The organism is Desulfuromonas soudanensis (assembly GCF_001278055.1).
GTDB lineage: Bacteria > Desulfobacterota > Desulfuromonadia > Desulfuromonadales > WTL > Deferrimonas > Deferrimonas soudanensis.
In genome coordinates this window covers 3814256-3841107 of sequence record NZ_CP010802.1, presented here as the reverse complement: position 1 = coordinate 3841107, position 26852 = coordinate 3814256, and the positions used below count along the sequence as shown (strand labels likewise).

The following is a 26852-nucleotide window of genomic DNA, read 5'->3' as shown; positions in this document are numbered from 1 at the left end:
CCGTAAGATAGATTTCTTAACATTGGTGTCCGATTTTTTCAACTTACCTCAAATAATCTCTGTCGAACTCTTCAAGGAGGTGGATAATGTCAATATTAAAGATTCTTTTAAATTCGTTTCTGTCCGAACTTTTAACGCGATAGCGTGAGTCAAAGTAGTAGTTATTTGTCAAACCGTCGAAGATGCGTGTTAAACCAATTTTCCAAAGTATGTATTCTACTTTGTCACGCTGCTTGATGTTTATATTGAAGTTTAGGAGTTTATTTAGGTCGATTTCCAAAATATAGTAAAAAGTAGGAACGCAAGATCGCCCGTTTGGGGCACATGAGTGCGCGATTTCAAATTTGGTTTTATAACTAAAAATTTCTTCTTCAAAATTTTCGAGTTCGTGAGCGCCTTCAATTTTAAGCTCTTCTTTTTCAAGCCTGATGAACATGTGAAAAAGGGCATAGGCCGCATAGGCCAAGAAGGCTATTCCAGCAACTACTGCGGCTTTCCCTTCGAGAGAAATCGTTCCGTGCCGGCCAGCGAGTTCTCGAGATAAAATGGCATCGATTCCCCAGACTCCGAAGAAGGCAAAAACAATTGCCCATCCATAGAAGTTGCCGTTCTTTCTTATTTCACCTTTGGGGAATTTTTTGAACTCTGCCATTTTATTTCATTCTTTAGTAGCGGCCTATTCGGGAAGCACCCCTGTTTTTTAGCCCGTGTTCACCCTAGTGTTGGTTTTTTTTTCTGAATCATATGCTCCGTATTTTCCAATGTTTTTAGCCTTAAAATTATTTTGAGACCAAGAGCCTAGCAAAAGTATAAGCAAAAGTGGATTTAGAAAAATATTCGCTGGAACTTTTACCCAATAAAAAATGACTTTACTATTAGTTTTAACTGTATAAATCCACCACGACCAAAGCGTTATAATGGTCAGACAAAAGAAATAAAGCAATGCATTCAGGCCACCAGTAAATGCAAAGCCTAGAATTACAGCAATAAATGCAGTAGATCCAATTATTGTTTCCCGTTTGTAATTCACATAAAACCTAACAGGGAATGGGTTGTTATCACCATATCCGATATGAATGGTAAACGTGCCCTCGGTTGAAAAATCCAAAAAATTCAGCATATTGTTGTTTAGCAGTTTCTAAGGCTGAATTCAACGATTTTGAAGGGGGGCCTCATGCTAAACAGTTCAAGTCATCAATTTGACAACGCATTTTGGAAAACCTAAGCTGATTTTAACGCCAGCACTTCAAAATCTGGTGATTTCAGGTAACCAAAGAAGCCCAGCAAAAGGATCAGGCCGACTTGTTTCGGTCCCGCCCGGACCAGATTCCGGATTGCAATCCTCCGCTCTTCATCCGCCCACTTGCGCCCCTCGATGTCCGGCTTCCCCATCGTCAGCAGCGCCTGAATCACCCTCTTCGTCTTCCCTCCCCATCCCGTATCAGCTCGCCGAAAATTGCCGGGGCGAGGACGTAGGGGAGCCAGAAGGAATGGACCTCCGGCAGGGGATTTCTCATTATCCCGCCGCCGTCGATCATCGTGTATTCCATTACTGGTGCGTTCTCGAGTTTCCAGTCGAAGAGGTTGAGGTAGAACTTCTTTGCCACAGGGGGGGATTGTTGCTCTGCACTTCACTCCCTCGGCGAGTAGGACAAAGAGAAGGTAGGCTTCGACGTTCATGCCGGACTCCTCCTTCGGGTTGTCGTCTCTTCACCTTGGCAGCTTCGGCGGTTCCTCCGGAGCCCTGCCCGGACCCTGGGGCATCGGTGTGTCGAGAAATTCATCGATCATCGGCAGCAGCCAGGCGGAGCGTTTGACGACCGTCATGTGATCGGTCCCCGGCAGGATGGCGAGGCGGGCGTCGGGGAGGAGTCGGAACAGCGCCACGGCGTGCTCGGGGCGGACGATGTCGTGGTCGCCGATCACGACCAGGGTCGGCGCGGCGATCGAAGAGATCTCCGCCGCGGTCCAGCCCCTGAAATCGACCATCCTCTGCACGCTCTTGGCGAAGAAGGCGGGGAGGTCCTCCGGGCGGGGGGCCGTTGCGAGGTAGGCGGCCCGCAACTCCGCCGGCATCTCCTCGAGTTTCGCCCCCTGGAACGACTCCCAGAAGGCGGGGTCGGTCCCCTGCCGGTCGGACATGGCCGACTCGATGATTAGTTTGCGCACAGCCTCCGGATGGTCGAGGGCGATCTGCAGGGCGATGTGGCCGCCGTTGCTGTAGGCGAAGAGGTCGGCCGTGGCGATTTTGAGGTACCGGAGGAGGGCGACGGCGTCCGCTGCCGACTGGGCGAAGGTGAAGGGACGGCCGGGGATGTCGGCGGTGCGGCCGTGCCCCTGCTGTTCGAAGGCGATCACCTGCCTTCGCGCCGCCAGAAGCGGCAGCATCTCGCCGAAGGAGGTGTCGATGGTCGAGCCGCCGCCGTGCAGCAGGAGCAGCGGCACCTGGCGGGAGTCTTCCGGGCCGTGAATTTCGTAATAGATGCGCAGGCCGTTGACCGGCGCGTAGCCGCTCGTCATCGGGGCTGGACTCTCGGGCCCCGCGACCGCTCCGGCGGCCAGGACCGCCAGAAGCAGGGCGAGACCCGAAAGAATGAGACCTTTTCGGATGATCCTTGTCGGTATCGGCGAGCGGCCCCTGGCGGGCGGCCGGAAACTCCTGTTCATAGGCAAAAAGTCCCTCTCCCGGAATCGACCGGGGTCGGCGGGTTACTTCCGGCGGCGATAGTTCGCTGTCATGAAGCCGAACCACGCCCCGTCGCCGCCGAGCAGGTGCGAAGTCAGCACCCGGTGGTCGGCGCTTTTGAACTCGATAACATCCTTGAACTTGATCAATTTTCCTTCCTGATCGGGGCCCAGGGTATTCAGGGTCAGGACCGTGCCGCCGGCGTCGAGGGTGCCGTCATACACCCACAGGTGGGTCATCATCGAACCGACCCAGGTCCCCAAAAAACGATTTTTCTGGGGGTCGTAGCCGAGGGTCATCAGCGTCGTCGCCGTCCCGCACCCGGGCATTTCGCCCTCTCCTTCGGCGAGAATCCAGATCTCACCCAGCGAACGCACCTTTTCGCTCCCCCGGAATTCCACCGGCGCCTGGTCCGGTTCCATCGTCGCGGTCCCTTCAAAGGTCCACTCGCCGAGGAATTTGTGCAGCCACAGGTGCTCCTTCTGCGGCATCGCCGGACCCTGCGGCGATTCCTCGCCTTCCTTGTCTCTTTGTCTTTTCATTGCCTTTTCTCCTTCAATCCTGACGGCAGAAGGTCGAGGAAGGTGACGGCGTCTTTGCGGGGATCGAGCCGTTTTGTCCTGGATCATGACGAAATGCTTCCCCGAAAAAACAAAAGGCCGAAGTGCCCGGCAAGGATATAAAATCCTTCGGCAGCTCGGCCATCTTCTCCCTTCGGAGATCCGTCGCTTTCCGTCCCGGCCTCACGGCAGGTTTGGCGTTTTCGGGATTAACCCTTCTCTTGCGATTTCACTCTATCCCGTATTTTGGCCCCGTCAAGACCCCTTTCCCTCATCCTTCGAAACGATAGCCGACCCCGTGGACGGTGACGATCACCGTCGGCGCCTGCGGGTCGCACTCGATCTTCTTGCGCAGCTGGGCGACGTGCTGATCGAGGGTGCGGGTGGTGCCGAAGTAGTCGATCCCCCAGACCAGGTTGAGCAGCCGGTTGCGGCTGAGGACTTCGCCGGGGCGGGCGAAGAAGGTTTCGAGGAGCTGCATCTCCCGGGCGGTAAGGCTGAAGCGGAAGTCCCCCCGTCGCCCCTGATAGCCCTTGCGGTCGATTTCGGCGGCGCCGACATGGAGAATTTCCGGGAGCTGCGGGACGGAATCGGCGTCGACCGGCGCGGCGCGGCGCAGGACGGCAGAGATCCGGGCCCGCAACTCGTGGAGGCCGAAGGGTTTGGTGACGTAGTCGTCGGCGCCGAGTTCAAGGCCGAGGACCTTGTCGATTTCCTCTCCCTTGGCGGTGAGCATGATGATCGGCACGCGGCCTTCGGCCTTGCGGATGGCGCGGCAGACCTCGAAGCCGTTTTTCTGTGGCATCATAACGTCGAGAAGGAGGAGGTCGGGGCGCTCGGCGAAGTAGACCTCGATGGCTTCGGCACCGTCGACGGCGGTGAGAACGCGGTACCCTTCGGCCTCGAGGGTGTCGATCAGTCCCAGGCGCAGGTGGGCATCGTCTTCGGCGATGAGGATGGTGATCGACTTCATACGAGTGCTCCGGGTGAGGGGAGGGTGATTTCGAAGCAGGCGCCGATTTCGGCGGCGCAGCACATGAGCTCCCCCCCCTGGTCGAGGAGAAGCTGCCGGGCGATGCTCAGCCCCAGACCGCTGCCGGGCTGGCGGGCGGTGAGGGAGTCATCGACGCGGTGGAACTTGTCGAAGATCCGCTTTCGCTGCGCCGTGGGGATGCCGGGGCCGGAGTCGGCGATGCGGATGCGGCAGCCGTCCTTTGCGGCGGAGAGTTCGACCACGAGGACCTTGCCGTCGGCGGCGTATTTGATGGCATTGTCGATGAGGTTGAGAAGGACCTGCTCGAGAGCGTCGCGGTCGATCTTTACGGTCAGCGGCGGTGGCGGGATGTGCCGGAGAAGGGTCATCCCGGCTTCGGCGAGGCGCATCTGCTGGGTGTCGAGAATGCCGTGGAGATGGGCGGGAAGGTCGAGATCCTCGGGGAGGTAGCGCTTGCGGCCCTGTTCGAGGCGGCTGAATTCGAGGACGTTGGCGACCAGCCGGGAGAGGCGGGCGCTTTCGCCGATGATCACCTGCAGATAGTGGCGGCGCTTCTCCTGGCTGCGGATGGTCCCTTCGCCGAGGAGCTCGGCGTACATGCGGATGGTCGTCAGGGGGGTCCTGAGCTCGTGGGAGACGTTGGCGACGAAGGAGGTCTTCATCCGGGCGTTGCGCTGGTGCCGCCAGGCCTGCCAGAGGAGGAGGGAGCCGCCGAAGATGATGGCGGCGACGAAGGCGCCGACGAGGAGGGCGGAGAGGAGGAAGAAGCTCCCTCCTGCGCCCCCTCCCTCCCCGTCGCGGTAGACGGCCAGCTGCCAGTGGGGGAGGGCGCTCCCGGCGGCGACGGCGGCCAGGGGCTGCGTGCTGCCGTCGATGATCCCCGGGCCGCTCTGCTGGAAGACCCCCCCGGTGTCGTCGAGAAGAGCGTAGGTCTCCCCGGCCGGCGGCGTCGGGGGGAGGGCGGAAACGAGGCGGGAGAGGAGGGCCATCATCTCCACCTCGACGCCATAGCGCCTCCCCCCCGGGCTCTCCTCGATCCAGCCGAGGAGGGAGATGCGGTTGCCGGAAAACCAGGGGAGCCAGCCCCCTGTTTTTTCCGGTTTCGGCGTCGGTGCGGCCAGGGACGCCGGGGAGGAGGACGAGGCGGGGGCGGCGGGGCGCAGCAGGGCGAGGTCGCGGAGCGCCCGGCGCTCGCTGTAGAGATTTTCCGCAGCCTTCTGGGCCGCCGCCGTCTGCTCGAGGAGGGGGGGCTGCCAGGGAACGCCGCCGGAGAAGAGGTCGTCGTAGCGGCGCAGAAAAGAGGCTTCCTCGGCGTTGCCGGGGCTCGTCGGCGGCGGGAAGACGATCCCCTCCCCGGGAGCCCAGACGAAGACGTTGCGGATGAGGGGATTCTCGTCCTTCCAGGCTTCGAGCCGCCCGGCGAGCCCTTCGGCGGGGAGGGCGCGCAGGGTGTCGAGGAGCCCCTCCCGCACCTCGGTGACGGAGAGCTCCATCGATTCGACCACCCCTCGGGCCCGTTCTTCGGCGGCGGCACGGGCGCTGCCGGCGAGGCGCTCCCCCTCGTGGCGGAGGAGGCGCAGCGAGCCGAGGCCGATGAGGAGGGTCGGGATGAGGAGGAGGAGCCAGGCGGCGACGATCACTCGGGTTTTCTGCATGCGCCATCCCTTCGGCGGTTTTGCTGTATCGGATCTTGGACCTCTGGCCAGAGGCGAAATTTTTTTCCGCAGATGACGCAGATTCCCGCAGATGAAATCTGAAGCTATTTCGGTTGGGCCCTTATCTGCGCCCCTCTGCGTCATCTGCGGATAAGGGTTTTATTCTTTATCCTGATTTTTCCCCGTTCGGTTCCGGATTCCCCGCCATTTAACAACAAGGAGCGGCGGGAGGCAAGGTGCAATGGCGCCCTGTCTCCCGCCTTTCCTGGGAGCCTAGTAGTCCCGCTGCTGGCTGCGCACCTTGTAGCTCTCGGAGCGCAGGGCCTTCTTGGCCGGGCTGTCGAGTTTTTGCTCCTCGAAGGCGGCGGCGTCCGCCTCGAGGCCGGCGGCCGAGCCGGCGAGATCGGAGAAGCCGAGGGCCTCGTTCTTCTCCTGGAGTTCGTCTTTTTTCTGCCGCAATTCGAGGGCCGCGGCGGCGGGTTTGCCGGCGTTGTAGAGGTCGAGGGCCCTGTCGCGGGCGACGGCCATCTCGTTTTCCACCACCGCCTCCTGCACCTTGCGGTTGGCCCCCTTGCGAACCTCTTCGGCGCGGCCGCTGAAACGGGCGACGGCCTCGGCGCTCGACGATTCGCTCCTGTTGGTGAGGGCGTTGTCGTAGCGGCAGCTGACCCTGGCGAGGGCCAGGGTCTGTTCGGGGCGGGAGGGGGGGACGGTCACCTCGACGAGGGCGTACTTCTCCTGGCCGCCGTAGAGCTGGTTCATCTGCAGCTCCACCCGGTTGCCGCGGATACGCCCCTGGCGGCCGATGATGCGCAGGGGTCGCACGCCGTCGGGACATTCGATCTCGATGACAACCTTGCGGGCGACGACGCTGAGGACATCCCCGAGTTCGGCGGCGAAGATCCGCGGCAGGTCGCTGCTCGACTCGACGAAGTAGTGGTTGCCGTCGCTGCGGCCGGCGAGCTCCGTCATCAGGTCCTCGTTGAAGTCGGTGCCGACGCCGATGGTGGTGACGGAAATTCCTTCCTTGAGGAGAGCGGCGCCGAGGCGGGCGAGATCGGCCGGGGCGCTCGGGCCGACGTTGGCCAGGCCGTCGGAAAGGAGGATCACCCGGTGCACGAAGTCGCGGTGGAGGTTCTTGCGGATTTGGGCCGCCCCCTGACTGACGGCGCCGAAGAGGGCGGTGTTGCCATCGGCGTAGATGCCGCGGATCTCCCCTTCGATCGCCTCGATATGGGCGGCGCTCTGGGACGGAATCAGGGTCTCGACCTGCTGGTTATAGGCGACCAGAGAGAAAAGATCCTGCGGGCCGAGGCGGTGCAGCGCTTCGATGGCGGCTTCCTTGGCCTTTTCGATCTTGCTGCCGGCCATCGATCCCGAGCGGTCGAGGACCAGGACGAGGTTGACGGGAGGACGCTCCGTTTTCCGGAGGAGGGGGGCCACCTCGAGGGTGACCTTGACGATGGTCGTCTGCGCCGGGCCGGCGGGGAGGACCTCGCGGTCGAGAGCGATACGGCAGCGCACCAGGGGTTCGGTGACGGCCGACGCCTGCGGCAGGGGGCTCAGTAGCAGCAAAACGGCGACGGTTAATAATGCGGCGCTTCTTTTCATGGTCTCTCCTTTGCTCGGTGGGTTTTGTTTGCAGATCCGGTGCCAGATTGTTGGGGCCAGTAGATCATTTCCCGGCAAAAGAGTCGTCAGAGGGGGATAAAAGATTTGTAAAAAAATTGTATCCTGCGGAGGGCGCACTCCTCATGTCCCTTCCCCCTTGACGGCGCTGTTCTTTACGGTCACTCTAATACGATCCTAACATCGGGGTCGCAGAATCCTCGCCAAACGCTGTCAGGAGTCCTTAAGGGGATCACATCATGGGCAAAGAACACATTCTGGTCATCGAGGACGAGGAAGATATTCTCGCCGTCGTTCATTACAATCTGAGTCGCCAGGGGTACCGGGTGAGCTGCGCCGCCAACGGCGAGGAGGGGCTGCGGGCGGCCCGCCTCCAGCGCCCCGACCTCATCCTTCTCGATTTGATGCTCCCGGGGATGGACGGCCTGTCGGTCTGCCGGGAGCTCAAGCGCGATGCGGCCACCGAAGGTGTGCCGGTGGTGATGCTCACCGCCCGGGGGGAGGAGTCGGACATCGTCACCGGTCTCGAACTCGGCGCCGACGACTATCTCACCAAGCCCTTCAGCCCCAAGGTCCTCATCGCCCGCCTGCGGGCGGTGCTGCGCCGTCACGAGCGGGAGGCTCCTCCCGCCGAGGGGGAGGCCCCCCTCCTCCTCGACGGACTCACCATCCACCCCGGGCGCAACGAGGTCCTGGTGGACGGCGTCCCCGTCGAGCTGACGTTTACCGAGTTCAGGGTCCTCTATTTCCTCGCCAGCCGCCCGGGATGGGTCTTCACCCGCTATCAGATCGTCAACGCGGTGCGCGGCGACGACTACGCCGTCACCGATCGCGCCGTCGACGTGCAGATCGTCGGCCTGCGCAAGAAGCTCGGTCCCCACGGCGCCCGCATCGAAACGGTGCGCGGCGTCGGCTACCGTTTCCGGGAGTGACCATGCGCCCCGTCCGCCTCATCTGGCAGCTCTACCCCTCCTACCTTGCGGTCCTCCTCGTCTCCCTTCTCGGCGTCGGGTGGTATTTTTCCCATTCGCTGCACCACTTCTACCTCGGGCAGGCGGCCGGCGACCTGGAGGCCCGGGCCCGGCTCATCGCTCCCCAGATCGCCGGGCGCCTGGCTCCCGAAGGCGGCGCCTCCCTGGCCCCCTTCTGCCGCGAGCTCGGCCGCAGCGCCGACAGCCGGGTGACGGTGATCCTCCCCGGCGGCGTCGTTCTCTGCGACTCGGAGGAGGACCCGGCGCGGATGGATAATCATGGCGGCCGCATGGAGGTCGCCGCAGCCCTGGCCGGAGAAACGGGGGTGGCTTCCCGTTACAGCCAGACCCTGCTGCGGGAAATGATGTACGTGGCCGTCCCGGTCCGGGAGGGGGAGGAGATCGTCGGGGTGGTGCGCACCGCCCGGGCGGTGAATGTCATCGACCAGGCCCTGGGGACGGTTTCCCTGAAGATCGCATTGGCCGGGGTGGCGGCGGCCCTCCTTGCCGCGCTCCTGTCCTGGTGGATCGCCCGGCGCATCAGCCTCCCCATCGAGGAGCTCCGCCGCGGAGCCCAGCGCTTTGCCCGGGGGGAGCTTGGCACCCGCCTCTCTTTCTCGGGGCCGGAAGAGCTGCGGGCCCTGGCCGAGGCGATGAATCAGATGGCCGCCCAGCTCGACGAGCGCCTGAGCACCGTGCTGCGCCAGCGCAACGAGCAGGAGGCGGTGCTGGCGAGCATGGTCGAAGGGGTCCTGGCGGTCGACTGTGACGAACGGATTCTGCGCCTCAACGGCGCCGCCGCCGAGCTGGTCGGCGTGCGTCCGGGGGCGGCCGTAGGGCGGCCGATCCAGGAGACGGTGCGCAAGGCCGATCTGCATCGCTTCGTGCGCCGTGCCCTGCAGGCCGAAGAGCCGGTGGAAGGGGACATCGTCCTGGTCAGCGGCGGCGTCGAACGTTTTCTTCAGGCCCACGGCACCCGCCTGCGGGACAGCCGCGGCGAGAAGATCGGGGCACTGATCGTTCTCAACGACGTCACCCGCCTGCGGCGCCTGGAGAATCTCCGTCGCGATTTCGTCGCCAACGTCTCCCACGAGCTGAAGACCCCGATCACCGCCATCAAGGGGGCCGCCGAGACTCTCGAGGACGGCGCTCTCGACGAGCCGGCAGGGGCGCGGCGCTTCGTCGCCATGATCGCCAAACAGGCCGATCGCCTGCACGCCATCATCGACGATCTCCTGTCCCTCTCCCGCATCGAGCAGGGGAGCGAGCGGGAGGGGATCCCCCTGACCTCCCAGGCGCTGCGCCCGGTCCTCGAGGCCGCCATCCAGGACTGCGCCCTGGCCGCCGCCGACAAGGGGCTGGCCATCGACCTCTTCTGCCCTTCCGAGCTGCACTCCCGGATCAATGCGCCGCTCCTCGAGCAGGCGGTGGTCAATCTTCTGACCAACGCCATCAAGTACAGCCCCGAAAGGGGGACGGTGGCCGTCGATGCTGCCCTGGAGGAGGGGCGCTTGCTGATCCGGGTCCAGGACCGGGGGTGCGGCATCGCCGCGGCGCACCTCCCCCGTCTCTTCGAACGCTTCTACCGGGTTGATCGGGCCCGCAGCCGCAACCTCGGCGGCACCGGCCTCGGCCTGGCGATCGTCAAGCATATCGCTTCGGCCCACGACGGTGAGGTCCTGGTCCAGAGCACCGTCGGCGCCGGGAGCACCTTCACCATCGTTCTGCCGCAGGAAGGGAAAGACTCCGGCGACAGACAAACATCCCCCTGACTTGCAACCTTATCTCCCAAAGGAATCGGATGACGATGAACCTCCCCCCTCTCGATGCCGTGGAAATCCGGGTGCTCGGCTCCCTGGTGGAAAAGGAGTTGGCTACCCCCGAGTACTACCCCCTTTCCCTCAACGCCCTGACCAACGCCTGCAACCAGAAGTCGAATCGCGAGCCGGTGCTGGCCCTCGAAGAGACCGACGTGGCTCGCGCCCTCGAGCGGCTGCGCCATCTCGGCCTGGCGATGCTCTCGGCGGAAGGGGGGCGGGTCCCCAAATACCGCCATACCCTCGTCGAGAAGCTCTACCTCGAGAGGGGGGAGCTGGCCATCCTCTGCGAACTCCTGCTGCGCGGGGCGCAGACCGTCGGCGAATTGCGGGGGCGCTCCGAACGCCTCCATCCCCTGGCCGATCTGGCGGCGGCCGAAGGGGTTCTGCAGGATCTGATGGAGAAGGAGCCTCCCCTTGCCGTCCGGCTCCCCCGCCAGCCGGGGCGCAAGGAACCCCGTTTTCTCCACCTTCTCGGCGGCCCTCCCGACCTCGATTTCGAGGCCTCGGCCCCGGCGCCGGAGAGCGCTACCCTGCGGGTGCGGGCCGAAGCGGAGGCCATCGCCGCCCTGGAGGCGGAGGTGGCGACTCTGCGCGCCGAGGTGGACGATCTGCGCCGGGAGATGGCCGCCTTTCGGGCCCAGTTCGAGTGACGGCGGCCCAAGGGGGGGAGTAAGGGAAAATTCTTCGCGAGGGGATTAGGGATTGACAGAACCCCCCTTTTCCCGTAAAAGAAGTCCTTCGTCGGTTGCACAGGCACGTAGCTCAGTGGGAGAGCACTACCCTGACACGGTAGGGGTCCCCGGTTCGATCCCGGGCGTGCCTACCAGCCGCAAGGCTGGTCCCGACACTGCAGGAAGACACCTCCGGGTGTCTTTTTTCGTTTCCACCCCCCCCACCCCCTCTCCTGCCGCGCCTTCCCTTTTCCCGCCGCATCGCCTATAATGCCCCCTTTGCCTCGAGGACTTATCTTTTGGAAATCAGTTACCACCAGCCGGCACTGCTGGCCATGCGCCAGGCGATCGCCCAGGCCCAGGGCAACGAGGTCTTTTTCCTCGGCCGCACCGATGAGGAGCGGCGGGTGGTCGAGGTCGAGGTCCTGGCGCGCGGCAAGGAGGACGCCGTTCCGGCCATCCTTCAGCTCTGCCGCTACGGCGACGTGGTTATCCACAATCACCCGTCGGGAGGGCTTCAGCCGTCGTCGGCGGATATCGAGATTGCCTCGCGTCTCGGGTCCCTCGGGGTCGGTTTCCACATTGTGGACAACTCTGTGGGCAATGTGTATAAGGTGGTGGAAGCCTTCGCCCCCCGGGAGGAACAGCACCTCGAACCCCAGCGTATCGGCGACATCCTCGGCCCTCAGGGGGTGGTGGCGACCACGCTCCCCGGCTACGAAGACCGTCCGGAGCAGCTGCGCATGGCTTTTGCCGTCGGCGAAGCCTTCAACGCCGGGAAGCTGGCGGTCATCGAGGCCGGCACCGGCACCGGCAAGAGCCTGGCCTATCTCGCTCCGGCGATCCTCTGGGCTCTGACCAACGAGGAGCGGGTGGTGGTCTCGACCAACACCATCAACCTCCAGGAACAGCTGGTCCGCAAGGACCTCCCCTTTCTGCAGCGGGCCACAGGGCTCGAATTCCGGGCGGTGCTGGTCAAGGGGCGCGGCAACTACCTCTGCCTGCGCCGCGCCGAAAATGCCCGTCTCGAGACCGGCCTCTTCGACGAGGAGCACGCCGCCGAGCTGCACAGCATCGTCGAATGGGCCGAGAGAACCGCCGACGGCTCCCGGGAGGAACTCCCCTTCCTCCCCCCGGAGCAGGTCTGGGAAGAGGTGCGCTGCGAGCTCGACCAGTGCGGCCGGGTGCGCTGCCCCCACTACGCCCGCTGCTTCTTCCACAAGGCACGGCGCAAAGCGGCCCAGGCCGACATCCTGGTGGTCAATCACGCCCTCCTCCTCTCCGACCTGGCGCTGCGGGCGCAGACCGACAACTACTCCGCCGCCGCCGTTCTCCCCCCCTTCGACCGGATCATCCTCGACGAGGCCCATCACCTCGAGGACGTGGCGACGAACTACTTTTCCTCCCAGGTGACCCGCTTCGCCTTCGCCCGGGTCCTCAACCGGCTCCGTCATCCGCGCCAGCCCGACAAGGGGCTCCTCCCCCGCTACCTTTCGGCCCTGGCCAAGGAACTCCCCGACAGCGCCGACGAGCTCTACCGCGACCTCCACGGCCGCATCGAAAAGCTCCTCGCCGGCCGGCAGGCCCTCTTCGACCTGGCGGTGCGCGATCTCGAATCGATCGGCACCGACCTCTCCGAGGGGCTGTCCCGCCCGGTCCGCGAAGGGGAGGAGCTCAAGCACCGCGTCCTGCCGGCCTTTACCGAAACCCCCCTCTGGGAAGGGATCGCCGCTCGGGTCCGCGCCCTCGGACTGGCGACCAATGAGCTCGCCAAGGGGGTGCGGGCCCTGCTGCGGGCCGGCGACAAGATCCCCGAGGAATACGCCGAGAAGCTCGGCAACTTCTTCACCGATCTGCGGGGGATAGCCGGGCGTCTCGAGGGGATAGCCGCCGATCTCGACTTTTTCGTCGCCAAAGAAGAGCAGACCTGCGCCTGGTTCGAGGTCGCCCTGGGGCGCGTCGGCCGCGGCACCTCCCTGGTTACCAAGCTCTGCACCGCCCCCCTCGAGGTCGCCGACAATCTCAAGGCGGCGGTCTACGACCGCTTCCGCACCGTCGTCCTCACCAGCGCCACCCTGGCCGTCGGCCCCTCCTTCGACTACTTCAAGTGCCGGGTCGGCCTCGACCGGGTGGAGCCGGGGCGGGTCACCGAACTGCTGCTGCACTCCCCCTTCGACTTCGCCCGCCAGACCCTGGTCGCCATCCCCACCGACGTCCCGGAACCGGGGCGCCCCGGCTACCAGGAGATGGTCCGCGACCTCTCCGAGCAGGCGATCCTCTCCGCCGACGGCCGCACCTTCGTCCTCTTTACCGCCTATTCCCTGCTGCGCCGCGTTCACGGCGAGCTCGCCCCGATCCTGTCGGCCCGCGGCTATCACTGTCTGCGCCAGGGGGATGACAACCGCCACCGCCTCCTCAAGAAGTTCGCCGCCGACCCGACGAGCGTCCTCTTCGGCACCGACTCCTTCTGGGAGGGGGTCGATGTCCCGGGGCGGGCCCTCGAACAGGTGATCATCGCCCGTCTCCCTTTCAAGGTCCCCACCGAGCCGGTCCTCGAGGCCCGCTCCGAGGCCATCGAAAAACGCGGCGGCGACCCCTTCATGGAGTACACCGTCCCCCAGGCGGTGATCAAATTCAAGCAGGGCTTCGGCCGGCTGATCCGCCACCGCGACGACCGCGGGGTGGTGATGATCCTCGATGCCCGGGTCGTGAAAAAGGGGTACGGGCGGGTCTTCCTCCGCTCCCTCCCCGAGGCCCGGGTCGTCGCCGCGCCGAGTGCCGAGGTCCTGGCGGAGATGCGCCGCTTCTTTGCCGCCCCCCCTCCAGACGCCCCGTAGACGACCTGCGGTTTGGCCACGGATCGATCTGCCCCGCCTCGAATATTGGCAGGTAAAATGCAAGCCTTCGAGGGTTCAAGGGGAGCGCCGGCCCATCCGGCGCTCCCCTCCCCAATCCCCAAACAAAGGATAAGTGTATGAAGAAAACACTCCTGATCGCTCTGGCTCTACTTTTTCTCACCCCCCTGGCCGGTTTCGCCTCGGGTGTCAACGTCAATGTCAACCTCGACCTCGGCCGGGCCGATCATGTGCCCCTGGTCATCGAGGAACCCCCCCTCTTTCTCGTCCCGCCGTCCCTCGGTTTCCGGGTCGCTGTCGGGGTCCCCTACGAGATGGTGATGCTCGACGGCAGTTACTTCCTTTTTCATGCGGGGAACTGGCACCGCGGCCACGATTATGACGGTCCCTGGGTTGTGGTCGCGCCCGACCATCTGCCGCCGGGGCTCCGCAAACACCGTCACGAAAGGATCCTTCAGCACCGTGACGAGGAGTACCACCGGTACCAGCAGGACAAAAGTCGTTACCACGGCAAGTCATTTCACCCGGAAAAAAAGGAAAAGCATCACGGCAATAAAGGGAAAAAAGAAAAAGGGAACAAGGGGCACCACGACTGAAAAGGGCCGCTTTCGATTCGACACAGAACAGAAGAGGGCAACCCGAAAGGGCTGCCCTCTTCTGTTCTCCCCTGGTTTCCAGGGTGGCGGCGCGCCGCTGGGGCTGCTAGAATGATGCTCACCCCCTGGCCAGGAGATTCCCATGTCGAGCCCCCTTTCCAATTCCCGCACCCCCGAGGTCGACATCGATCCGATGTTCACCGACCGCTGGTCGCCGCGCAGTTTCGCTCCCGAACCGCTCTCCGAGGAGGAGCTGCAGAGCCTCTTCGAAGCGGCGCGCTGGGCGCCTTCCTGTTACAACGAGCAGCCCTGGCTCTTTGTTTACGCCGTTTCCGAAGGTGACCGGCAGCGCTTTGCCACCGCCCTCGTCGAACAGAACCGCCTGTGGGCGAGCCGCGCGCCGGTCCTCCTCTTCGTCGTCGCCCGCCTCGCGTTCGCCCGCAACGGCAAGGCCAACCGTCACGCCATCTTCGACGCCGGCGCGGCCTGGATGTCGCTGGCGCTGCAGGCCCGCAAGCGCGGCCTCTACGCCCACGCCATGGCCGGCTTCAGCGTCGAGCGGGCCCACGAGGTGCTCGCCGTCCCCCGGCAGGGGTATGAGATCATGGCGGCGGTGGCCCTAGGGCGCCGCGACGATCCCGCACTCCTTCCTGCAACCGTGGCGGCAATCGAGGCTCCCAACAGCCGCCGTCCCCTGGTCGATGTCGCCTTCGCCGGCCGCTTTCCCGCCGACTGAGCGACGGATCGATTCCGCGGCCCCTCTGCCGGATTCGTCCCTTCTCTCCGGAGAAGACCGGTTCCGGCAGGGTCATATTGCCTGCACTGTTCCGATTGTGGTATATTTCAAAGCGTTGCGCCATTCCGGCGCTCCCCAACCGAAGGAGAGCGCGGGTGCGCCCGGGGGATTTTGTCTCCCCTGCGCCCCGACGACAGCCGCCATGTCCCTGTTTCGCCTGAAACCGTTCCGCCTCAAATCCCTGTGGCTTCCCGCCCTTTTGCTGGCTCTGCTCCTCTCCATCGGCGCCGCCAGCGGTCTCGCGACCCCGGACGCCTACGACGCCAGCCGCGCCAAGCTTCTCGGCTACGTCCTCAAGGAGCAGCTCACCCGGCATCACTACAGCCACAAGGCTCTCGACGACGATCTGTCGCAGGCGGCCTTCGGCCTCTATCTTAATCAGCTCGACGGGCAGAAGCGATTTCTGCTGCAGAAGGACGTGGTCCGTCTCCAGGGATACGCGAAAAAAATCGATGATGAAATCAGCAAGGGGACCATCGAGCTCCCCCGGGTCGGCGCCGAAATCATGGCCCGGCGCATCGCCGTCGTCCGCACCCTGGTCGAAGAACTTCTGGCCGGCGATTTCGATTTCGCCAAGGCCGAGACCCTGGAAACCGACCCGGAGAAGATCGAATTCTGCGCCAATGACGCCGAGCTCAAAGAGCGCTGGCGCAAGACCCTCAAGTACCAGTTCATCAGCCGGTTTCTCAGCCTGCAGGAGGACGAGGTCCCCAAGGAGGGAGAAAAGGCGCCGAGCGTTGCCGAACTGCGGAAAAAGGCCAAAGAAAAGGTTCTGAAGAATCAGCTCGAATTCCTCGACCGCCTGGAGAGGGAGACGGAGCAGGACCACCTCGATCGCTACTTCAACGCCGTCACCCGCGCGTATGATCCCCATACCAATTACCTGCCGCCGACGGAGAAGGAAGACTTCGACATCAGCATGAAGGGGTCGCTGGAAGGGATCGGCGCCACGCTGCAGGAGGAGGACGGCTACATCAAGGTGGTCCGGGTCATCCCCGGCAGCGCCGCCGCCCGCCAGGGACAGCTCCACGCCGAGGATCTGATCCTTCAGGTCGCGCAAGGGACCGAGGAACCGGTGGACGTCACCGACACCCGACTGCGCGACGCCGTCACTCTCATCCGCGGCCCCAAGGATTCGGAAGTCCGGCTCACGGTGAAGAAGCCCGACGGCACCCGCCTGGTGATTCCCATCATCCGCGACGTGGTGCAGATCGACGAGACCTTCGTCAAGTCGACGACCCTTACCGATCCCAAGGGGAAGACGCTCGGGTACATCCGGATCCCCTCCTTCTACCGGGATTTCCAGGACAGCGGCCACGGCGGCACCGGCCGCAACTCCACGGACGACATGCGCCGGGAACTGGAAAAACTCGCCGGGCAAAAGATCGACGGCCTGATCGTCGATCTGCGCAACAACGGTGGCGGCGCTCTCACCGACGCCGTCTCCATCGCCGGGCTCTTCATCAAGGAAGGGCCGGTGGTCCAGGTGCGCAGCAGCTACGGCGAGATGAAGGTCCTCGCCGACGAGGACCCCTCCATCTCCTATTCGGGGCCGCTGGTCGTCCTGGTCAACCAGTTCAGCGCCTCGGCCTCGGAGATCCTCGCCGGAGCCCTGCAGGACTACGGCCGGGCCCTCGTCCTCGGCGGCGATCACACCCACGGCAAGGGGACGGTGCAGGCGGTCATCGACCTCGACCGGATGGTCCCCTTCCGCAACATGGACAAATACAAGCCCCTCGGCGCCCTCAAGGTGACGATCCAGAAGTTCTACCGGGTCAGCGGCGACTCGACCCAGTACCGCGGCGTCGTCCCCGACATCGTCCTCCCCGACCGCCTCAAGCACCTCAAAAGCGGCGAGCAGTACATCGACTACTCCCTCCCCTGGGACAAGGTCGAAGGGACGAACTACAGCCGCTGGCCGAAGATCGGGGCCACCATCGAGGAGTTGCGCGCCGGCAGCGCCGCCCGGGTATCCGCCGACAAGGAGTTTTCAGCCATCAGCGAGGAAGCCCGGGTCGCCAAGGAGCGCATGGACCAGAGTCAGCAGTCCCTGCAGATCGACGATCTGCGCCGCGAACGCGAGGAGGCCCGCCGCCTCGAGTCCGAGGGGAAAGGGCTCGTCTCTCCCCATGGCGCCGTCCCGGCGGCAGGCGACAAGGAGGAGAGCACTGTCGACTCCGCCGATGCCTGGATCGACGAACTGGCCGAGGATCCCTACGTTCTCGAGGCGCAATCGGTTCTCGACGACATGCAGACCCCCCGTTCCGGATCGGCCGTCGCCGGCCAGCGCTGAGACGGACGCCGGCCTGTTGCGGGCGGGGTGGCGATCGCCCCACGGCGCCCTTAGCGGTCCGACAGAAAAAAAAGGACAGTTTCTCCCCCGGAGAGACTGTCCTTTTTTCTGGTCGATTTTCAAAGGGGAAGGGATCGACGTTGCCCCTCCCCCGGGTCCCGATCCCCCTCAACGTCCGGAGGGTTTGCCGGGGCTCCCCTTCAGGCTGGCGACAAAGACCACGTGGCGGTAGCCGCCGCGCCCCGGGCGCTGGCTGCTGGTGGAAAATCCGGCGTCCTGGAGGCGCTTGTCGAACCCCTCATCGTAGTTCTCCCCCCAGATGGTGAAGACCCCCCCCGGTTTGAGGGCGGCGCGCACCCGGGCGATGGCGCGGCTGCCGTAGAGGGGGTCGTCCCGTCTGTCGGTGCGGAAATGCGGCCCCTTGTAGAGGTCGAAGACCACGGCGTCGAAGCGCGGCAGGGAGGAGTCGTCGGCGGTGCGGCGGACCAATGCGGCGACATCGCCGATCTCCACGGTGACGCGGGGATCATCGACGGCGCCGTCGGTGAGAGGGGCGAGGGGACCGCGGCACCAGGCGACCACCACCGGGTTGAGTTCGGCCACCACCACCTCGGCGGAGGGTGGGAGGGAGTCGAGGACCGCCCGCAGCGTGCAGCCCATACCGAGTCCGCCGACCAGCACCCGGGGAGCCGGATGGTTGGCGAGGTGGCGGCAGCCGAGCTCGCCGAGGACGATCTCGGAGCGGTTGGCCATGCTGTTCATCAGGACCAGGGAGTCGACGGTGATGAGAAAATCCCTGGCGCCGCGCTGGCGCAGCTCGAGAATCCCCTCGTCGGTGGGAACGCTTTCAATGATTTTCCAGGGCTGGGCCATGGTTGAAAACCTCTGGGATCGATGGTTGGAGGAGGGCGAAACTATAACATGGCTGCGCCTGGAAGGGACAGGGGTTCCTGCCCTCTTCCTTGACAAGGGGGGAAAGGACGGGACAATTGAACCGGAGTACCCCCCTTACAGGGGATCAAGAGGGAGAAGACGGAAGGTCGGTCTCGGGGAGGGAAGAATGGTCAAAGCCAAAATGGGTCTCGCCACGACCTTGATTTTGCTCGTCATGTTCGTCCTTTTGCAGAACAGCCAGCCGGTGGAGACCCGGATCCTTTTCTGGTCCTTCACCCTCTCGCGCTGGGTCCTCCTTCTCACCACCACGGTCATCGGTTTTGCCCTGGGGGTCCTCGCAACGCTCATATTCGCAAAAAAGGAGCGTCGGTGACAGGTTTTGCTGATTCCGGTCGCAAGGCAGAGGCGTTGTGAAGCCCTTGGCCCGAGTCGTGCATTCTTTGCGGATCAGTGTCAGAAGAGAAAAATAGTTTCCTTCCGGACGTCAAAGTCTTCGGTGATTCCCCAACTTCAGCAAAATGCCTTCCTTTACGGTCGCCTCGATCGCGCTCGCCAGGGAAGGGTGACTTCCCGCCCCAATGGAGATCGATATGCAGACGTCCCGACAGGTGATAATTATTATCGGCATTTTATTTCTATTAGCAGGGTGTGACTACATGCCCTTCGGCTACACCCCTATCGGGGAGATCAATCGTAGCCCGGGGCGCTTTGAGGGGAAAGAGATCAGGGTCAGGGGGACGGTGACCAATCTCAACAAGTTGCCCTTTCTTGAAATCAAGATTTACACGCTCCGGGATGAAACCGGAGAGATCGCGGTTTTTACCGAAAGCACCCTCCCGGCCATGGGTGAAACGATTGTCATCAAGGCCGCCGTGAAAACGACGGCCATCGTCGGAGACCAATCCTACGGTTTACGGCTGGAAGAAACCAAAAAACTCCCGGCCTTCTGATTGAGTAGCCGATTAAGAGGTGTGTCAAAGGGTTTCTGGAGATCCGGAGGGAAAAAACAAAAAGGCCGATTTCCTTGAGGAAATCGGCCTTCTGATTTTTGGCTCCCCGGGCCGGATTCGAACCAGCGACAGGGTGGTTAACAGCCACCTGCTCTACCGACTGAGCTACCAGGGAATGGTGTTCTCGTCCTCGCGGTGAAGAGACCCGGTCGAAACGAGTTGATTATATACAACGAGCTTCAATTCATTGTCAAGGGGGATTTTCCCGGGGAAGTATATCCGCCGTCGGTCTGCCGGAACCCTCCGGCTTGACAAGGGAGGAGGATGGCCGAGACTTGAAATAGAAAAACCTGGCGAAATTTTTTTCGCCAGGCACGCCGCCTATCCCGGAGGCTTTGCCGATGCCCAGTCCCGCTGCTCCGCCACCGCCGGTGGTCACTCCCTTCACAGGCCAGTTCGGCCTTGCCTACCCCATTATTTGCGCACCGATGTTTCTGGTGAGTTCGGCATCCCTGGTGATCCGCGCCGGCAATGCCGGAGGGATGGGAGCCTTTCCCGCCCTCAACTATCGCCCTCTGGAGCGTATCCGCGAGGCGATCCGCCAGATCCGGGAGGAGAGTGCCGCCCCCTTTGCCATCAACATCATCATGCAGAAGAGCAATCGCGATCGTTACCGCCACCTCGAGCTGGCTCTGGAGGAAGAAATTCCCCTGATCATCACGTCCCTGGGGCACCCCGGGGAGGCGATTCGCCTCGCTCATCAGGGGAAATGCCGCGTCTACTGCGACGTCGTGGGGCTCGACCATGCCCGCAAGGTGGCGGACCTCGGGGCCGACGGCCTGGTGGCGGTGAGCTACGGCGCCGGCGGGCACGCCGGGACCCTGACGCCCTTTGCCCTCATCCCCCTTCTGGCCCGTCATTTCCCCCTGCCGGTGGTGGCCGCCGGGGGGATCGTCGACGGCGCCGGTCTCGCCGCGGCTCTCTGCCTGGGCGCTTCGGCAGCCTACATGGGGACCCGTTTCATTGCCAGCTGCGAGGCGGAGGTGACCTCGACCTACAAGGCGGCGGTGGTCGCCGCCGGCTGCCACGACATCGTCAACACCGATCGGGTCGACGGCTACCCCGGCAATTTCATCCGCACCCCGGCGCTCGACGCGCTGGGTCTTGAGCCGTCCCTTGTCGAGAGGATCCTCTCCGGCAGCCGCACCGCCCGACGCTCCCTGGCCCGCATCCGCGCCACCCGGGTGTTGTTCGGAGCGGGCAGCTCCCGGGCCACCTACAAGACGGTCTTTTCGGCGGGGCAGTGCGCCGGGCTCATCGACGACATACCCTCGGTGCAGCAGATCATCGAGGAGACGATCCGCCATTATCATGCCATCAAAGGAACTCTCCCCTGAAAGCGGGGTCGGGAAAAAAAGGAGGCCATTCAGCGTATCGGCGCGGTCAGGAGCCAGTCGTTCTCCTTGCTCTGGCCGTGACAGGCGATGCAGTCGGCGACCTTCCCCTCGGCGGCGATGGCGCCGTCGGGGGTATACTTGAGCCAGAACCAGTCCCCTCCTTCGGGATTGTACCCCTGGCGTTTGTACATGACGGTGACGGCGGCGAGAACCTTTTCGGGGGTGTAGTTTTCCTTGACGATCATCGCCGTGTCGGGGATCGTTCCGGACTTGTCCTCGATGGCGTAGTAGGCCAGGGGGGAGACGTAGGTGGTGAGGAGGGCGCCGTGCGGCTCACGCCCGGCATAGAAGGGCTCCTTGCCCGGCCACTGCTGCCACTGGAGGTAGGGGTTGTCGCGGGTGATGAACTGCAGGACCGCCTGACCGTTGGTGTCGGGGCAGGCCGGTCCCGCCTGGGCGACGGTCTCTTCGGTCTTGGCCGGGGGAGCCTTGGCGGCCTCCTTTTTTTCGCAGGCCCCGAGATTGGCGACGAGGAAGGCGGCCAGGGTGATCAGGATGACGATCAGGGGACGGGAAAGTTTCGGCATGGTATCCTCCTTTTCCGATGGGTCGCCGGCGGAAACGCCGGGTGAGACAAATTGAACCATTAAAAGGCTCCAAGTCAAGAAGGGTCAACCCCCTTCCGCCGGGCCGGCAGTCGTGTATACTGGGGCGATTAAAAATCCCCGCAGGGAAGGAGAGTCAGGATGACGGCAGGAACGGCAAAGGAATTGAAGGTCAGGCACCTCGACCCCAAAAAACGCCAGGGGCTGGTGGTGGTGATCACCGGCGACGGCAAGGGGAAGACCACTTCCGCCCTGGGGATGGCCCTGCGCGCCTGCGGCCACGACATGCGCGTCGGCATCGTCCAGTTCATGAAGGGGGACATGTACGCCGGGGAGTGGGACGGGGTGAAGAAGATTGAAGGCGATATCGAACTCCTGGCCACGGGGATGGGGTTCGTCGGCCTCGGCGGCAACTCCTTCAGCTTCGAGGAGCACCGGGAGGCCGCCCAGAAGGCCCTGGAGCTGGTTCGCGCCCGGATGGCGGAGAAGCGTTACGACCTGCTGATCCTCGACGAAATCAACAACGCTCTGAAGCTGGGGCTTCTCGATCTCGATCAGGTCCTGTCTCTGCTTTCCGCCCGCCCCTTCGAACTCCACCTGGTTCTCACCGGCCGCGACGCCGACCCGGCGGTGATGGAGATCGCCGACACGGTCAGCGAAGTCCGGGAGATCAAGCACGCCTTTCGTCGCAAGATCGAGCCGCAGCCGGGGATCGACTACTGAGGCAAAAGCCATCGAAGCAAAATCAAAGGGCGCACCGGTTTGGTGCGCCCTTTTTTCATCTCGGCGCCCGTTTTCCGGCCGAGCTGAACGATACCGAAAGGGGGGAGTTGGACGTCGCCGCTCCTATGGGACGGGGGACGCGGATGGAAGACTTGTCCCGGGAAATCGATCGGGTAGACTGAAGCAAAAGGAGGTGATCATGACCGGAGAGCGGCAGGAGTGGGACCAGGAAGTGTCAGCGCGGCATGCGGTGGAGAAGGTCGCGACGGACCTGGGGCTGCAGAAGGAAGGGGAACACTACTTTTGTCCCGGCTGCCAGCCGCTGGGGAAAGGGAACCCCGAGTTGGCCATCAAGCAGGGGCGTTTCCGTTGCTTTGCCTGCGGGGCCGAGGGGGATGTGGTCGGGCTGGTGAAGCTGGCCCGGCACTCGGATCTGCAGGGTGCGATCGCCTGGCTGGAGAAGGAAACTGGGGAAAAAAGTTGAGGCAGGGGGCTTTAACTCGGGCCGGTCTGTTCCACGACCCAGCGGTCGATGGCCTCGGCGATGGGGAGGGGGAGATCGAGGAACTTGAGCCCCATTCCCGGCTCGTAGGGGGAGCCCTTGCGAAAGGGGCGCTTCCAGACGACCTCGCAGGTGCATTGAACCGTTTGGCCGATGGGGGCCGGCAGGTTCATCTCCACCTGAAATATACTCCCCGGCTCCCGGGGATTGACCGTGCCGATGAATATGCCGTTGCGACTGATGTTTTTGCTGTAACCGAAGAAGGACTTGGCTCCGTCGTCGAGGGTGACCTTGAGAACGATCAGCGGCGACCGCAGGTTTTTGCGCTGGGCCGCCGGAGGGGAGGGGGTCTGTTCTTGATCCATAGGGTCTCTCCGTCGGGAAAGGGCAGGATGCCGAACCGTCATGGGACTTAAGTCCTGGGGAATTTTTACCCTTATACCGCAAAGTTGGCGGATTAGAAAGACATAAGTGCAAAATCCTTCCAGCTTTCAGGGAATATCGCCGGGGATCTCCCGTTTGCGAAGCCGGGCGATCTGCTGGTCCAGCCGGGTGGTCGGCTGCAGGCCGGCCCAGGCCATGAGCGCGGGGAGGGCGCGCTCCGGCGAAGTCTTCGGCAGCGTCGCGGCGCAGAGGTGATGGATCAGCTGCAGGGTTTTGAGACCGTCGAACCAGGTGTGAAAGGCGGCGACGAAACGCCCCTGGTCGCGGTGCTGTTCCTGCAGCTGCCGCCAGAGGCGCGGCAGTCCGAGTCCGTCGAGGAAGGCGGCCAGGAGGGGGGAGATATCCCCGGCGGCCGCCAGCAGCTCTTCCCCCGGCGTCTTTCGGCCTGCCGTCGCCAGGGCGAGCCAGGCGCCGAGAATCCGGAAGGTTTCGGGGGGGAAGAAGAGCACCGCCTCCTCTTCCCCTGCCAGCAGGCGCGCCATGCTGGGGCCGGTGCCGAAGGGGGTGCGACGCGACGAGCGGGCCGAGGGATGGACCAGGGTGCCGCAAAGGGTCGCCACTCCGCAGGTCTTGGCCAGCTGCTGCAGGAAATAGAAGTCCTCCCCGGCGCGCCGCCGGTTCATCCCCCCCATTCGCATGTAGGCTTCGGCGCGGCAGGCGATGGCGCTTCCGAGGGTGTGGAATGCGTAGGGGGAGCGGGCGAGGAAGAGCCCGAGGACGTAGTGCCGCAGATAGAGCTCGTAGCGGTCGATGGCCTGCTGGGAGGCGGCACAGGCTCCTGGCTGGTGGCGGAAGGGGATTACGGCGGCTCCCTCGGCAGCGGCGGCGAAATGGCGCCGCAGAGACGAGAGGTAGTCGGGGCGCACCAGGGTGTCGGCGTCGAGGGAGACGAGAAGCGGCGAGGGGGAGCGGTGGTCGAGGCGGGTCAGGGCGAGGTCGAAACCGATCTTGCGGGCCAGGCCGACCCCGCCGTCCCGCAGGGGGAGCTCGAAGCCCGGCGTCGCGGCATCGACCCAGGCAAGCTGCAGTCCTGAAGGGACGCGGCCTTCGGCCAGCTGCTGCAGGGTGGAGAGGTTGGCGCGTCGGTCTTCGGCCGCGGCGTCGGGGCGGTGATTGACGACGACCACCACCAGGGTGCGTTCCCGTTCGGCACTGGGATTCTCTCCGAGACTGCCGAGGGTGGCCTGGAGGCTCTCCCCTTCGGCGAGGGCGGGAATCACAAGCGCAGTGCTGAAGTCGCTGCGGCGGGTCCCCGCCAGATCCCAGGGGCCGGGAGCCCTGCGTTTTTCCAGGTACCGGGTTACGGCGGGTGGCAGGGGGGCCGGGGTCACGTCAGGACGCCGCGGACAGAATGCGCTGCGCCTCCCCGAAGGGATCGCCCGAACCGTCGAGCCAATGGATTTCGGTCCCCTGCCGCTCCATGCGCCGGAACCAGGTGTCCTGGCGCTTGGCGAACTGGTGGATGGCGCTGTTGAGCTGCTGGAACATGTCGTTGCGGCTCAGCTCCCCCTTGAGGAACCGGGCGGCAAAGCGGTATTCCAGGCCGTAGAACTCGAGGGTTTCCCAGGAAACTCCGCCGGCATGCAAAGCTGCCACCTCTTCGAGCATTCCCAGCTCCAGTCGCTGGCGGAGGCGCTCGGTGATGCGGCGGCGCAGGAGGGGCCGCTCCCAGCGGAGGCCGAAGATCAGGGGATGCAGGACGGGGAGGGGGGGGAGCCCTACGGCCGCGCCCTCCTGACCGACGGCGATTTCGATGGCCCGGACCAGCCGGTCGCGGTCGAGGAGATCGGTGGTGTTATGGGTGACGGGGCGAAGTTGCCCGAGGCGCCGCAGGAGTTCCTCATCTTCGAGCCCGGCGAGTTCGGCGCGCAACGCCGGGTTTTCGGGGACTTCGATCAGCCGGTAGCCGCGCAGCACCGCGTCGAGATAGAGCCCGGTGCCGCCGACCAGAACCGGCAGGCGTTTGCGGTCCGAGATGTCGGCGAAGGCCTCGAAAAAACGGCGCTGGAACTCGAAGACGTTGAATTCGTGACCCGGTTCGACGATATCGATAAGGTGGCAGGGGGTGTCGCCGTATTCGGCCAGGTCCTTGCCGGTCCCCAGGTCCATGCCGCAATAGACCTGGCGCGAGTCGGCGGAGACGATTTCTCCCCCGGCGGCCCGTGCCAGCTGGACGGCGAGGCGGGTCTTGCCGGAGGCGGTGGGGCCGAGAACGACGAGCAGATTCGGAACCATGGCATTCTTTCTCGGAAGGGGTTGTCGGTCCATCATAGGGGGTTTCTTGCCGCAGTTCAACGCCTGCGGTTCCCCCGGGGGCGCATTACTTCTTCCCTTTGTGGTAATAATCTGCTAAAAACAGGGAGTTGGACGGCCGCAGGTGCCGTCTCCTTGGCCCCCTTTCCCCCGGTGTACATTCGACCCTATGACCGATTCCGAAACCGACCAATTCCCCGCGGCAAATCTCCCCCGGGTTCTTCCCCGCGCCGAGCATGGCATCTCCCGCAAGCAGATCGACGACCAGACCCTCAAGGTCCTCTATCGGCTGCACAACAACGGCTTCAAGGCCTATCTCGTCGGCGGAGGGGTGCGCGACCTCCTCCTCGGGCGCACCCCCAAGGATTTCGATGTCGGCACCGACGCGACGCCGAGCCAGGTCAAGAAGCTCTTCCGCAACTGTTTTCTCGTCGGCCGGCGCTTCCGCCTCGCCCACATCCGCTTCGGGCAGGATGGTCTGGTCGAGGTGGCCACTTTCCGGCGGCAGGCCGGACCCGACGACCTCCCGGAGAATCCCGACGACCACTTCGGCTTCGCCGAGAACATCTTCGGCACCCCGCAGGAGGACGCCTTCCGCCGGGACTTCACCATCAACGCCCTCTTCTACAACATCGAGGACTTCTCCATCATCGATTATGTCGGCGGCCTCGACGACCTGGAGGCGCGGCGGCTGCGGGTGATCGGCGATCCCCTGGTGCGCTTTACCGAGGATCCGGTGCGGATGCTGCGCGCCCTGGAGTTCTCCGCTCGCCTCGCCTTCACTCTCGATGAGGAAGTCCGGGAGGCGATCTACCGGCGCGCCCCCCTGATTGCCGAGGCGGCCCCGGCGCGGATCCGCGAAGAAATGATGGAACTCTTCCGCCACAGGGTGGGAGGGGAGGTGCTGCGCAATGCCCAGGCCACCGGACTCCTCCCTCATCTCCTGGCGGGGTTCGAGGGGGAGGAGGAGACCTTCTCCCTCCTCGAAAAAGTCGATGCCCGCACCGCCTCGGGGAAGGCGATCGACGAGCCCTTCGTTCTGGCGGCTCTCCACCTCCACCGTTTCCGCGGCGCCTGCCCGGCCGGCGAGGAGCTGACCGTCGCCGATGCGGTGCGCATCGCCGGGCTGGTGCTGGCACCCCACTGCAATTACTTCCATATCGCCCACGGTGTCCGCCATCAGGCCCGCGAGCTCCTGGTCGGTTTCTACCGTCTCGGTCGCGGCCGCGGGATGCGCGGCGAGCGCCGTTTTCTCCAGCACCCGGCCTTCCGCGGGGCTCTGGAGTTCCTGGCTCTGTGGAGCGAGGCGACGGGCGAGGGGGTGGAGCTTGTGGCCCGCTGGCAGGAGGTGCCGGAAAGCGGCCCCTCCGAAGGGCGCCCCAGGGGTGAGGAGGGAAAAACGCCGTCCAAGGGGCGTCCCCGTCGCCGCCGCCGCGGCCCGCGCCGCAAGGGAGTCGCTCCCGCAGCGCCCCCGGAGTCCGGAGAATGACGGCCGGGCGCTCCCCGACTTTCTGAAGGGAGAGGCCCGGCCCCCGGGCCACCCACCGGCAGGGGGAGG

At 64.2% G+C, this 26852-nt stretch carries 27 protein-coding genes, 2 tRNA genes and 1 riboswitch; of the genes, 14 read left to right on the top strand and 15 right to left on the bottom strand.

The features are described 5' to 3' along the window. Positions 1-43: 43 nt before the first annotated feature. The 9 genes from DSOUD_RS17080 to DSOUD_RS17045 form a co-directional block, all read right to left on the bottom strand. Entirely contained in the window at positions 44-652 is a 609-nt protein-coding gene (locus tag DSOUD_RS17080; protein ID WP_053552136.1) for a hypothetical protein, read from the bottom strand. A gap of 48 nt (positions 653-700) precedes the next feature. Beyond that, positions 701-1120, bottom strand: coding sequence for a hypothetical protein (locus DSOUD_RS18625; protein ID WP_157671911.1), 420 nt, complete (start codon positions 1118-1120; stop codon positions 701-703). Positions 1121-1221: 101 nt separating this feature from the next. Continuing rightward, positions 1222-1413: a hypothetical protein gene (locus DSOUD_RS17075; RefSeq protein ID WP_053552135.1), complete on the bottom strand. Its 192-nt coding sequence runs from the start codon at positions 1411-1413 to the stop codon at positions 1222-1224. After that, positions 1410-1607, bottom strand: coding sequence for a VOC family protein (locus DSOUD_RS17070; RefSeq protein ID WP_053552134.1), 198 nt, complete (start codon positions 1605-1607; stop codon positions 1410-1412). The genes DSOUD_RS17075 and DSOUD_RS17070 overlap by 4 nt, the downstream gene beginning before the upstream one ends. Positions 1608-1710: 103 nt before the next feature. After that, positions 1711-2520 (bottom strand): alpha/beta fold hydrolase, encoded by an 810-nt coding sequence (locus tag DSOUD_RS17065; protein ID WP_198300333.1) that lies wholly within the window; start codon positions 2518-2520, stop codon positions 1711-1713. Between the two features lie 189 nt (positions 2521-2709). Continuing rightward, entirely contained in the window at positions 2710-3228 is a 519-nt protein-coding gene (locus DSOUD_RS17060) for a DUF1579 domain-containing protein (protein ID WP_053552133.1), read from the bottom strand. Positions 3229-3374: 146 nt separating this feature from the next. After that, a riboswitch (cyclic di-GMP riboswitch) is annotated at positions 3375-3455 on the bottom strand. Between the two features lie 62 nt (positions 3456-3517). Beyond that, positions 3518-4219, bottom strand: coding sequence for a response regulator transcription factor (locus DSOUD_RS17055; protein WP_053552132.1), 702 nt, complete (start codon positions 4217-4219; stop codon positions 3518-3520). Further along, a complete protein-coding gene (locus DSOUD_RS17050) occupies positions 4216-5895 on the bottom strand; it encodes a sensor histidine kinase (protein WP_053552131.1) in 1680 nt (559 codons plus the stop codon). Before DSOUD_RS17050 ends, DSOUD_RS17055 begins: the two co-directional genes overlap by 4 nt. Positions 5896-6168: 273 nt before the next feature. Continuing rightward, positions 6169-7506, bottom strand: coding sequence for a vWA domain-containing protein (locus DSOUD_RS17045; RefSeq protein ID WP_053552130.1), 1338 nt, complete (start codon positions 7504-7506; stop codon positions 6169-6171). 257 nt (positions 7507-7763) lie between these two features. Here DSOUD_RS17045 and DSOUD_RS17040 point away from each other — a divergent pair, with 257 nt between their 5' ends. From DSOUD_RS17040 to DSOUD_RS17005, 8 genes are all read left to right on the top strand, one after another. Next, entirely contained in the window at positions 7764-8456 is a 693-nt protein-coding gene (locus DSOUD_RS17040) for a response regulator transcription factor (RefSeq protein ID WP_053552129.1), read from the top strand. A gap of 2 nt (positions 8457-8458) precedes the next feature. Further along, complete coding sequence (locus DSOUD_RS17035) at positions 8459-10267, top strand: HAMP domain-containing sensor histidine kinase (RefSeq protein WP_053552128.1); 1809 nt, start codon at positions 8459-8461, stop codon at positions 10265-10267. A gap of 35 nt (positions 10268-10302) precedes the next feature. Further along, positions 10303-10965, top strand: a complete 663-nt coding sequence (locus DSOUD_RS17030) for a YceH family protein (protein ID WP_053552127.1) — start codon at positions 10303-10305, stop codon at positions 10963-10965. Between the two features lie 101 nt (positions 10966-11066). Further along, positions 11067-11141: transfer RNA gene (locus DSOUD_RS17025), tRNA-Val, on the top strand. A gap of 144 nt (positions 11142-11285) precedes the next feature. Continuing rightward, the gene (locus tag DSOUD_RS17020) at positions 11286-13823 is read left to right on the top strand and encodes a helicase C-terminal domain-containing protein (protein ID WP_053552126.1); all 2538 of its coding nucleotides are present in this window, start codon (positions 11286-11288) and stop codon (positions 13821-13823) included. Between the two features lie 137 nt (positions 13824-13960). Further along, positions 13961-14437, top strand: coding sequence for a hypothetical protein (locus DSOUD_RS17015; RefSeq protein WP_053552125.1), 477 nt, complete (start codon positions 13961-13963; stop codon positions 14435-14437). Positions 14438-14579: 142 nt separating this feature from the next. Then, positions 14580-15173 (top strand): nitroreductase family protein, encoded by a 594-nt coding sequence (locus DSOUD_RS17010; RefSeq protein WP_053552124.1) that lies wholly within the window; start codon positions 14580-14582, stop codon positions 15171-15173. Between the two features lie 202 nt (positions 15174-15375). Beyond that, positions 15376-17526 (top strand): carboxy terminal-processing peptidase, encoded by a 2151-nt coding sequence (locus tag DSOUD_RS17005; RefSeq protein WP_053552123.1) that lies wholly within the window; start codon positions 15376-15378, stop codon positions 17524-17526. Positions 17527-17694: 168 nt separating this feature from the next. On the opposite strand, the gene DSOUD_RS17000 is transcribed toward DSOUD_RS17005, so the two are convergent. Beyond that, on the bottom strand, positions 17695-18399 hold the full coding sequence (locus DSOUD_RS17000) for a spermidine synthase (protein WP_053552122.1): 705 nt from the start codon (positions 18397-18399) through the stop codon (positions 17695-17697). Positions 18400-18586: 187 nt separating this feature from the next. Between DSOUD_RS17000 and DSOUD_RS18620 the strand changes: the two genes are divergently transcribed. Together DSOUD_RS18620 and DSOUD_RS16990 are read left to right on the top strand one after the other, a co-directional pair. After that, entirely contained in the window at positions 18587-18793 is a 207-nt protein-coding gene (locus DSOUD_RS18620) for a LapA family protein (RefSeq protein WP_053552121.1), read from the top strand. A 283-nt stretch (positions 18794-19076) separates the two neighbouring features. Next, on the top strand, positions 19077-19370 hold the full coding sequence (locus DSOUD_RS16990; RefSeq protein ID WP_053552120.1) for a hypothetical protein: 294 nt from the start codon (positions 19077-19079) through the stop codon (positions 19368-19370). Positions 19371-19469: 99 nt separating this feature from the next. Here DSOUD_RS16990 and DSOUD_RS16985 read toward each other — a convergent pair. Next, positions 19470-19545 (bottom strand) — tRNA-Asn (locus DSOUD_RS16985). Positions 19546-19771: 226 nt separating this feature from the next. Here DSOUD_RS16985 and DSOUD_RS16980 point away from each other — a divergent pair. Further along, the gene (locus DSOUD_RS16980) at positions 19772-20767 is read left to right on the top strand and encodes an NAD(P)H-dependent flavin oxidoreductase (RefSeq protein WP_053552119.1); all 996 of its coding nucleotides are present in this window, start codon (positions 19772-19774) and stop codon (positions 20765-20767) included. Positions 20768-20796: 29 nt separating this feature from the next. Here DSOUD_RS16980 and DSOUD_RS16975 read toward each other — a convergent pair whose 3' ends face one another. Next, positions 20797-21354 carry a cytochrome P460 family protein gene (locus tag DSOUD_RS16975; RefSeq protein ID WP_082351354.1) on the bottom strand — a complete coding sequence of 186 codons (558 nt, stop codon included), beginning with the start codon at positions 21352-21354 and terminating at the stop codon, positions 20797-20799. 159 nt (positions 21355-21513) lie between these two features. Here DSOUD_RS16975 and cobO point away from each other — a divergent pair, with 159 nt between their 5' ends. Together cobO and DSOUD_RS16965 are read left to right on the top strand one after the other, a co-directional pair. Continuing rightward, positions 21514-22095: a cob(I)yrinic acid a,c-diamide adenosyltransferase gene (gene cobO / locus DSOUD_RS16970; protein WP_053552118.1), complete on the top strand. Its 582-nt coding sequence runs from the start codon at positions 21514-21516 to the stop codon at positions 22093-22095. Positions 22096-22294: 199 nt separating this feature from the next. Beyond that, positions 22295-22579, top strand: a complete 285-nt coding sequence (locus tag DSOUD_RS16965) for a CHC2 zinc finger domain-containing protein (RefSeq protein WP_053552117.1) — start codon at positions 22295-22297, stop codon at positions 22577-22579. A gap of 11 nt (positions 22580-22590) precedes the next feature. Here the strand turns inward: DSOUD_RS16965 and DSOUD_RS16960 are convergent, their stop codons facing one another. The 3 genes from DSOUD_RS16960 to miaA all read right to left on the bottom strand — a co-directional run bounded on the left by DSOUD_RS16960 (position 22591) and on the right by miaA (position 25276). Then, on the bottom strand, positions 22591-22962 hold the full coding sequence (locus tag DSOUD_RS16960; protein ID WP_053552116.1) for a PilZ domain-containing protein: 372 nt from the start codon (positions 22960-22962) through the stop codon (positions 22591-22593). A 126-nt stretch (positions 22963-23088) separates the two neighbouring features. Continuing rightward, on the bottom strand, positions 23089-24372 hold the full coding sequence (locus tag DSOUD_RS16955) for a glycosyltransferase family protein (RefSeq protein WP_053552115.1): 1284 nt from the start codon (positions 24370-24372) through the stop codon (positions 23089-23091). A gap of 1 nt (position 24373) precedes the next feature. Beyond that, positions 24374-25276, bottom strand: coding sequence for a tRNA (adenosine(37)-N6)-dimethylallyltransferase MiaA (gene miaA / locus DSOUD_RS16950; RefSeq protein ID WP_053552114.1), 903 nt, complete (start codon positions 25274-25276; stop codon positions 24374-24376). A gap of 187 nt (positions 25277-25463) precedes the next feature. Here miaA and pcnB point away from each other — a divergent pair, with 187 nt between their 5' ends. Beyond that, positions 25464-26783 carry a polynucleotide adenylyltransferase PcnB gene (gene pcnB, locus DSOUD_RS16945; protein ID WP_053552113.1) on the top strand — a complete coding sequence of 440 codons (1320 nt, stop codon included), beginning with the start codon at positions 25464-25466 and terminating at the stop codon, positions 26781-26783. The last annotated feature ends 69 nt before the right edge of the window (positions 26784-26852 follow it).

Coding starts and splice junctions, on each gene's coding strand:
- DSOUD_RS16960 (WP_053552116.1), bottom strand. CDS start 22,962: ATGGATCAAGAACAGACCCCCTCCCCTCCGGCGGCCCAGCGCAAAAAC.
- DSOUD_RS17080 (WP_053552136.1), bottom strand. CDS start 652: ATGGCAGAGTTCAAAAAATTCCCCAAAGGTGAAATAAGAAAGAACGGC.
- DSOUD_RS17010 (WP_053552124.1), top strand. CDS start 14,580: ATGTCGAGCCCCCTTTCCAATTCCCGCACCCCCGAGGTCGACATCGAT.
- DSOUD_RS17045 (WP_053552130.1), bottom strand. CDS start 7,506: ATGAAAAGAAGCGCCGCATTATTAACCGTCGCCGTTTTGCTGCTACTG.
- DSOUD_RS17060 (WP_053552133.1), bottom strand. CDS start 3,228: ATGAAAAGACAAAGAGACAAGGAAGGCGAGGAATCGCCGCAGGGTCCG.
- DSOUD_RS17065 (WP_198300333.1), bottom strand. CDS start 2,520: ATGACGAGCGGCTACGCGCCGGTCAACGGCCTGCGCATCTATTACGAA.
- DSOUD_RS17015 (WP_053552125.1), top strand. CDS start 13,961: ATGAAGAAAACACTCCTGATCGCTCTGGCTCTACTTTTTCTCACCCCC.
- DSOUD_RS16990 (WP_053552120.1), top strand. CDS start 19,077: ATGCCCTTCGGCTACACCCCTATCGGGGAGATCAATCGTAGCCCGGGG.
- cobO (WP_053552118.1), top strand. CDS start 21,514: ATGACGGCAGGAACGGCAAAGGAATTGAAGGTCAGGCACCTCGACCCC.
- DSOUD_RS17050 (WP_053552131.1), bottom strand. CDS start 5,895: ATGCAGAAAACCCGAGTGATCGTCGCCGCCTGGCTCCTCCTCCTCATC.
- miaA (WP_053552114.1), bottom strand. CDS start 25,276: ATGGTTCCGAATCTGCTCGTCGTTCTCGGCCCCACCGCCTCCGGCAAG.
- DSOUD_RS17005 (WP_053552123.1), top strand. CDS start 15,376: ATGTCCCTGTTTCGCCTGAAACCGTTCCGCCTCAAATCCCTGTGGCTT.
- DSOUD_RS18620 (WP_053552121.1), top strand. CDS start 18,587: ATGGTCAAAGCCAAAATGGGTCTCGCCACGACCTTGATTTTGCTCGTC.
- pcnB (WP_053552113.1), top strand. CDS start 25,464: ATGACCGATTCCGAAACCGACCAATTCCCCGCGGCAAATCTCCCCCGG.
- DSOUD_RS16965 (WP_053552117.1), top strand. CDS start 22,295: ATGACCGGAGAGCGGCAGGAGTGGGACCAGGAAGTGTCAGCGCGGCAT.
- DSOUD_RS16975 (WP_082351354.1), bottom strand. CDS start 21,354: ATGCCGAAACTTTCCCGTCCCCTGATCGTCATCCTGATCACCCTGGCC.
- DSOUD_RS17055 (WP_053552132.1), bottom strand. CDS start 4,219: ATGAAGTCGATCACCATCCTCATCGCCGAAGACGATGCCCACCTGCGC.
- DSOUD_RS16980 (WP_053552119.1), top strand. CDS start 19,772: ATGCCCAGTCCCGCTGCTCCGCCACCGCCGGTGGTCACTCCCTTCACA.
- DSOUD_RS17035 (WP_053552128.1), top strand. CDS start 8,459: ATGCGCCCCGTCCGCCTCATCTGGCAGCTCTACCCCTCCTACCTTGCG.
- DSOUD_RS18625 (WP_157671911.1), bottom strand. CDS start 1,120: ATGCTGAATTTTTTGGATTTTTCAACCGAGGGCACGTTTACCATTCAT.
- DSOUD_RS17030 (WP_053552127.1), top strand. CDS start 10,303: ATGAACCTCCCCCCTCTCGATGCCGTGGAAATCCGGGTGCTCGGCTCC.
- DSOUD_RS17000 (WP_053552122.1), bottom strand. CDS start 18,399: ATGGCCCAGCCCTGGAAAATCATTGAAAGCGTTCCCACCGACGAGGGG.
- DSOUD_RS17040 (WP_053552129.1), top strand. CDS start 7,764: ATGGGCAAAGAACACATTCTGGTCATCGAGGACGAGGAAGATATTCTC.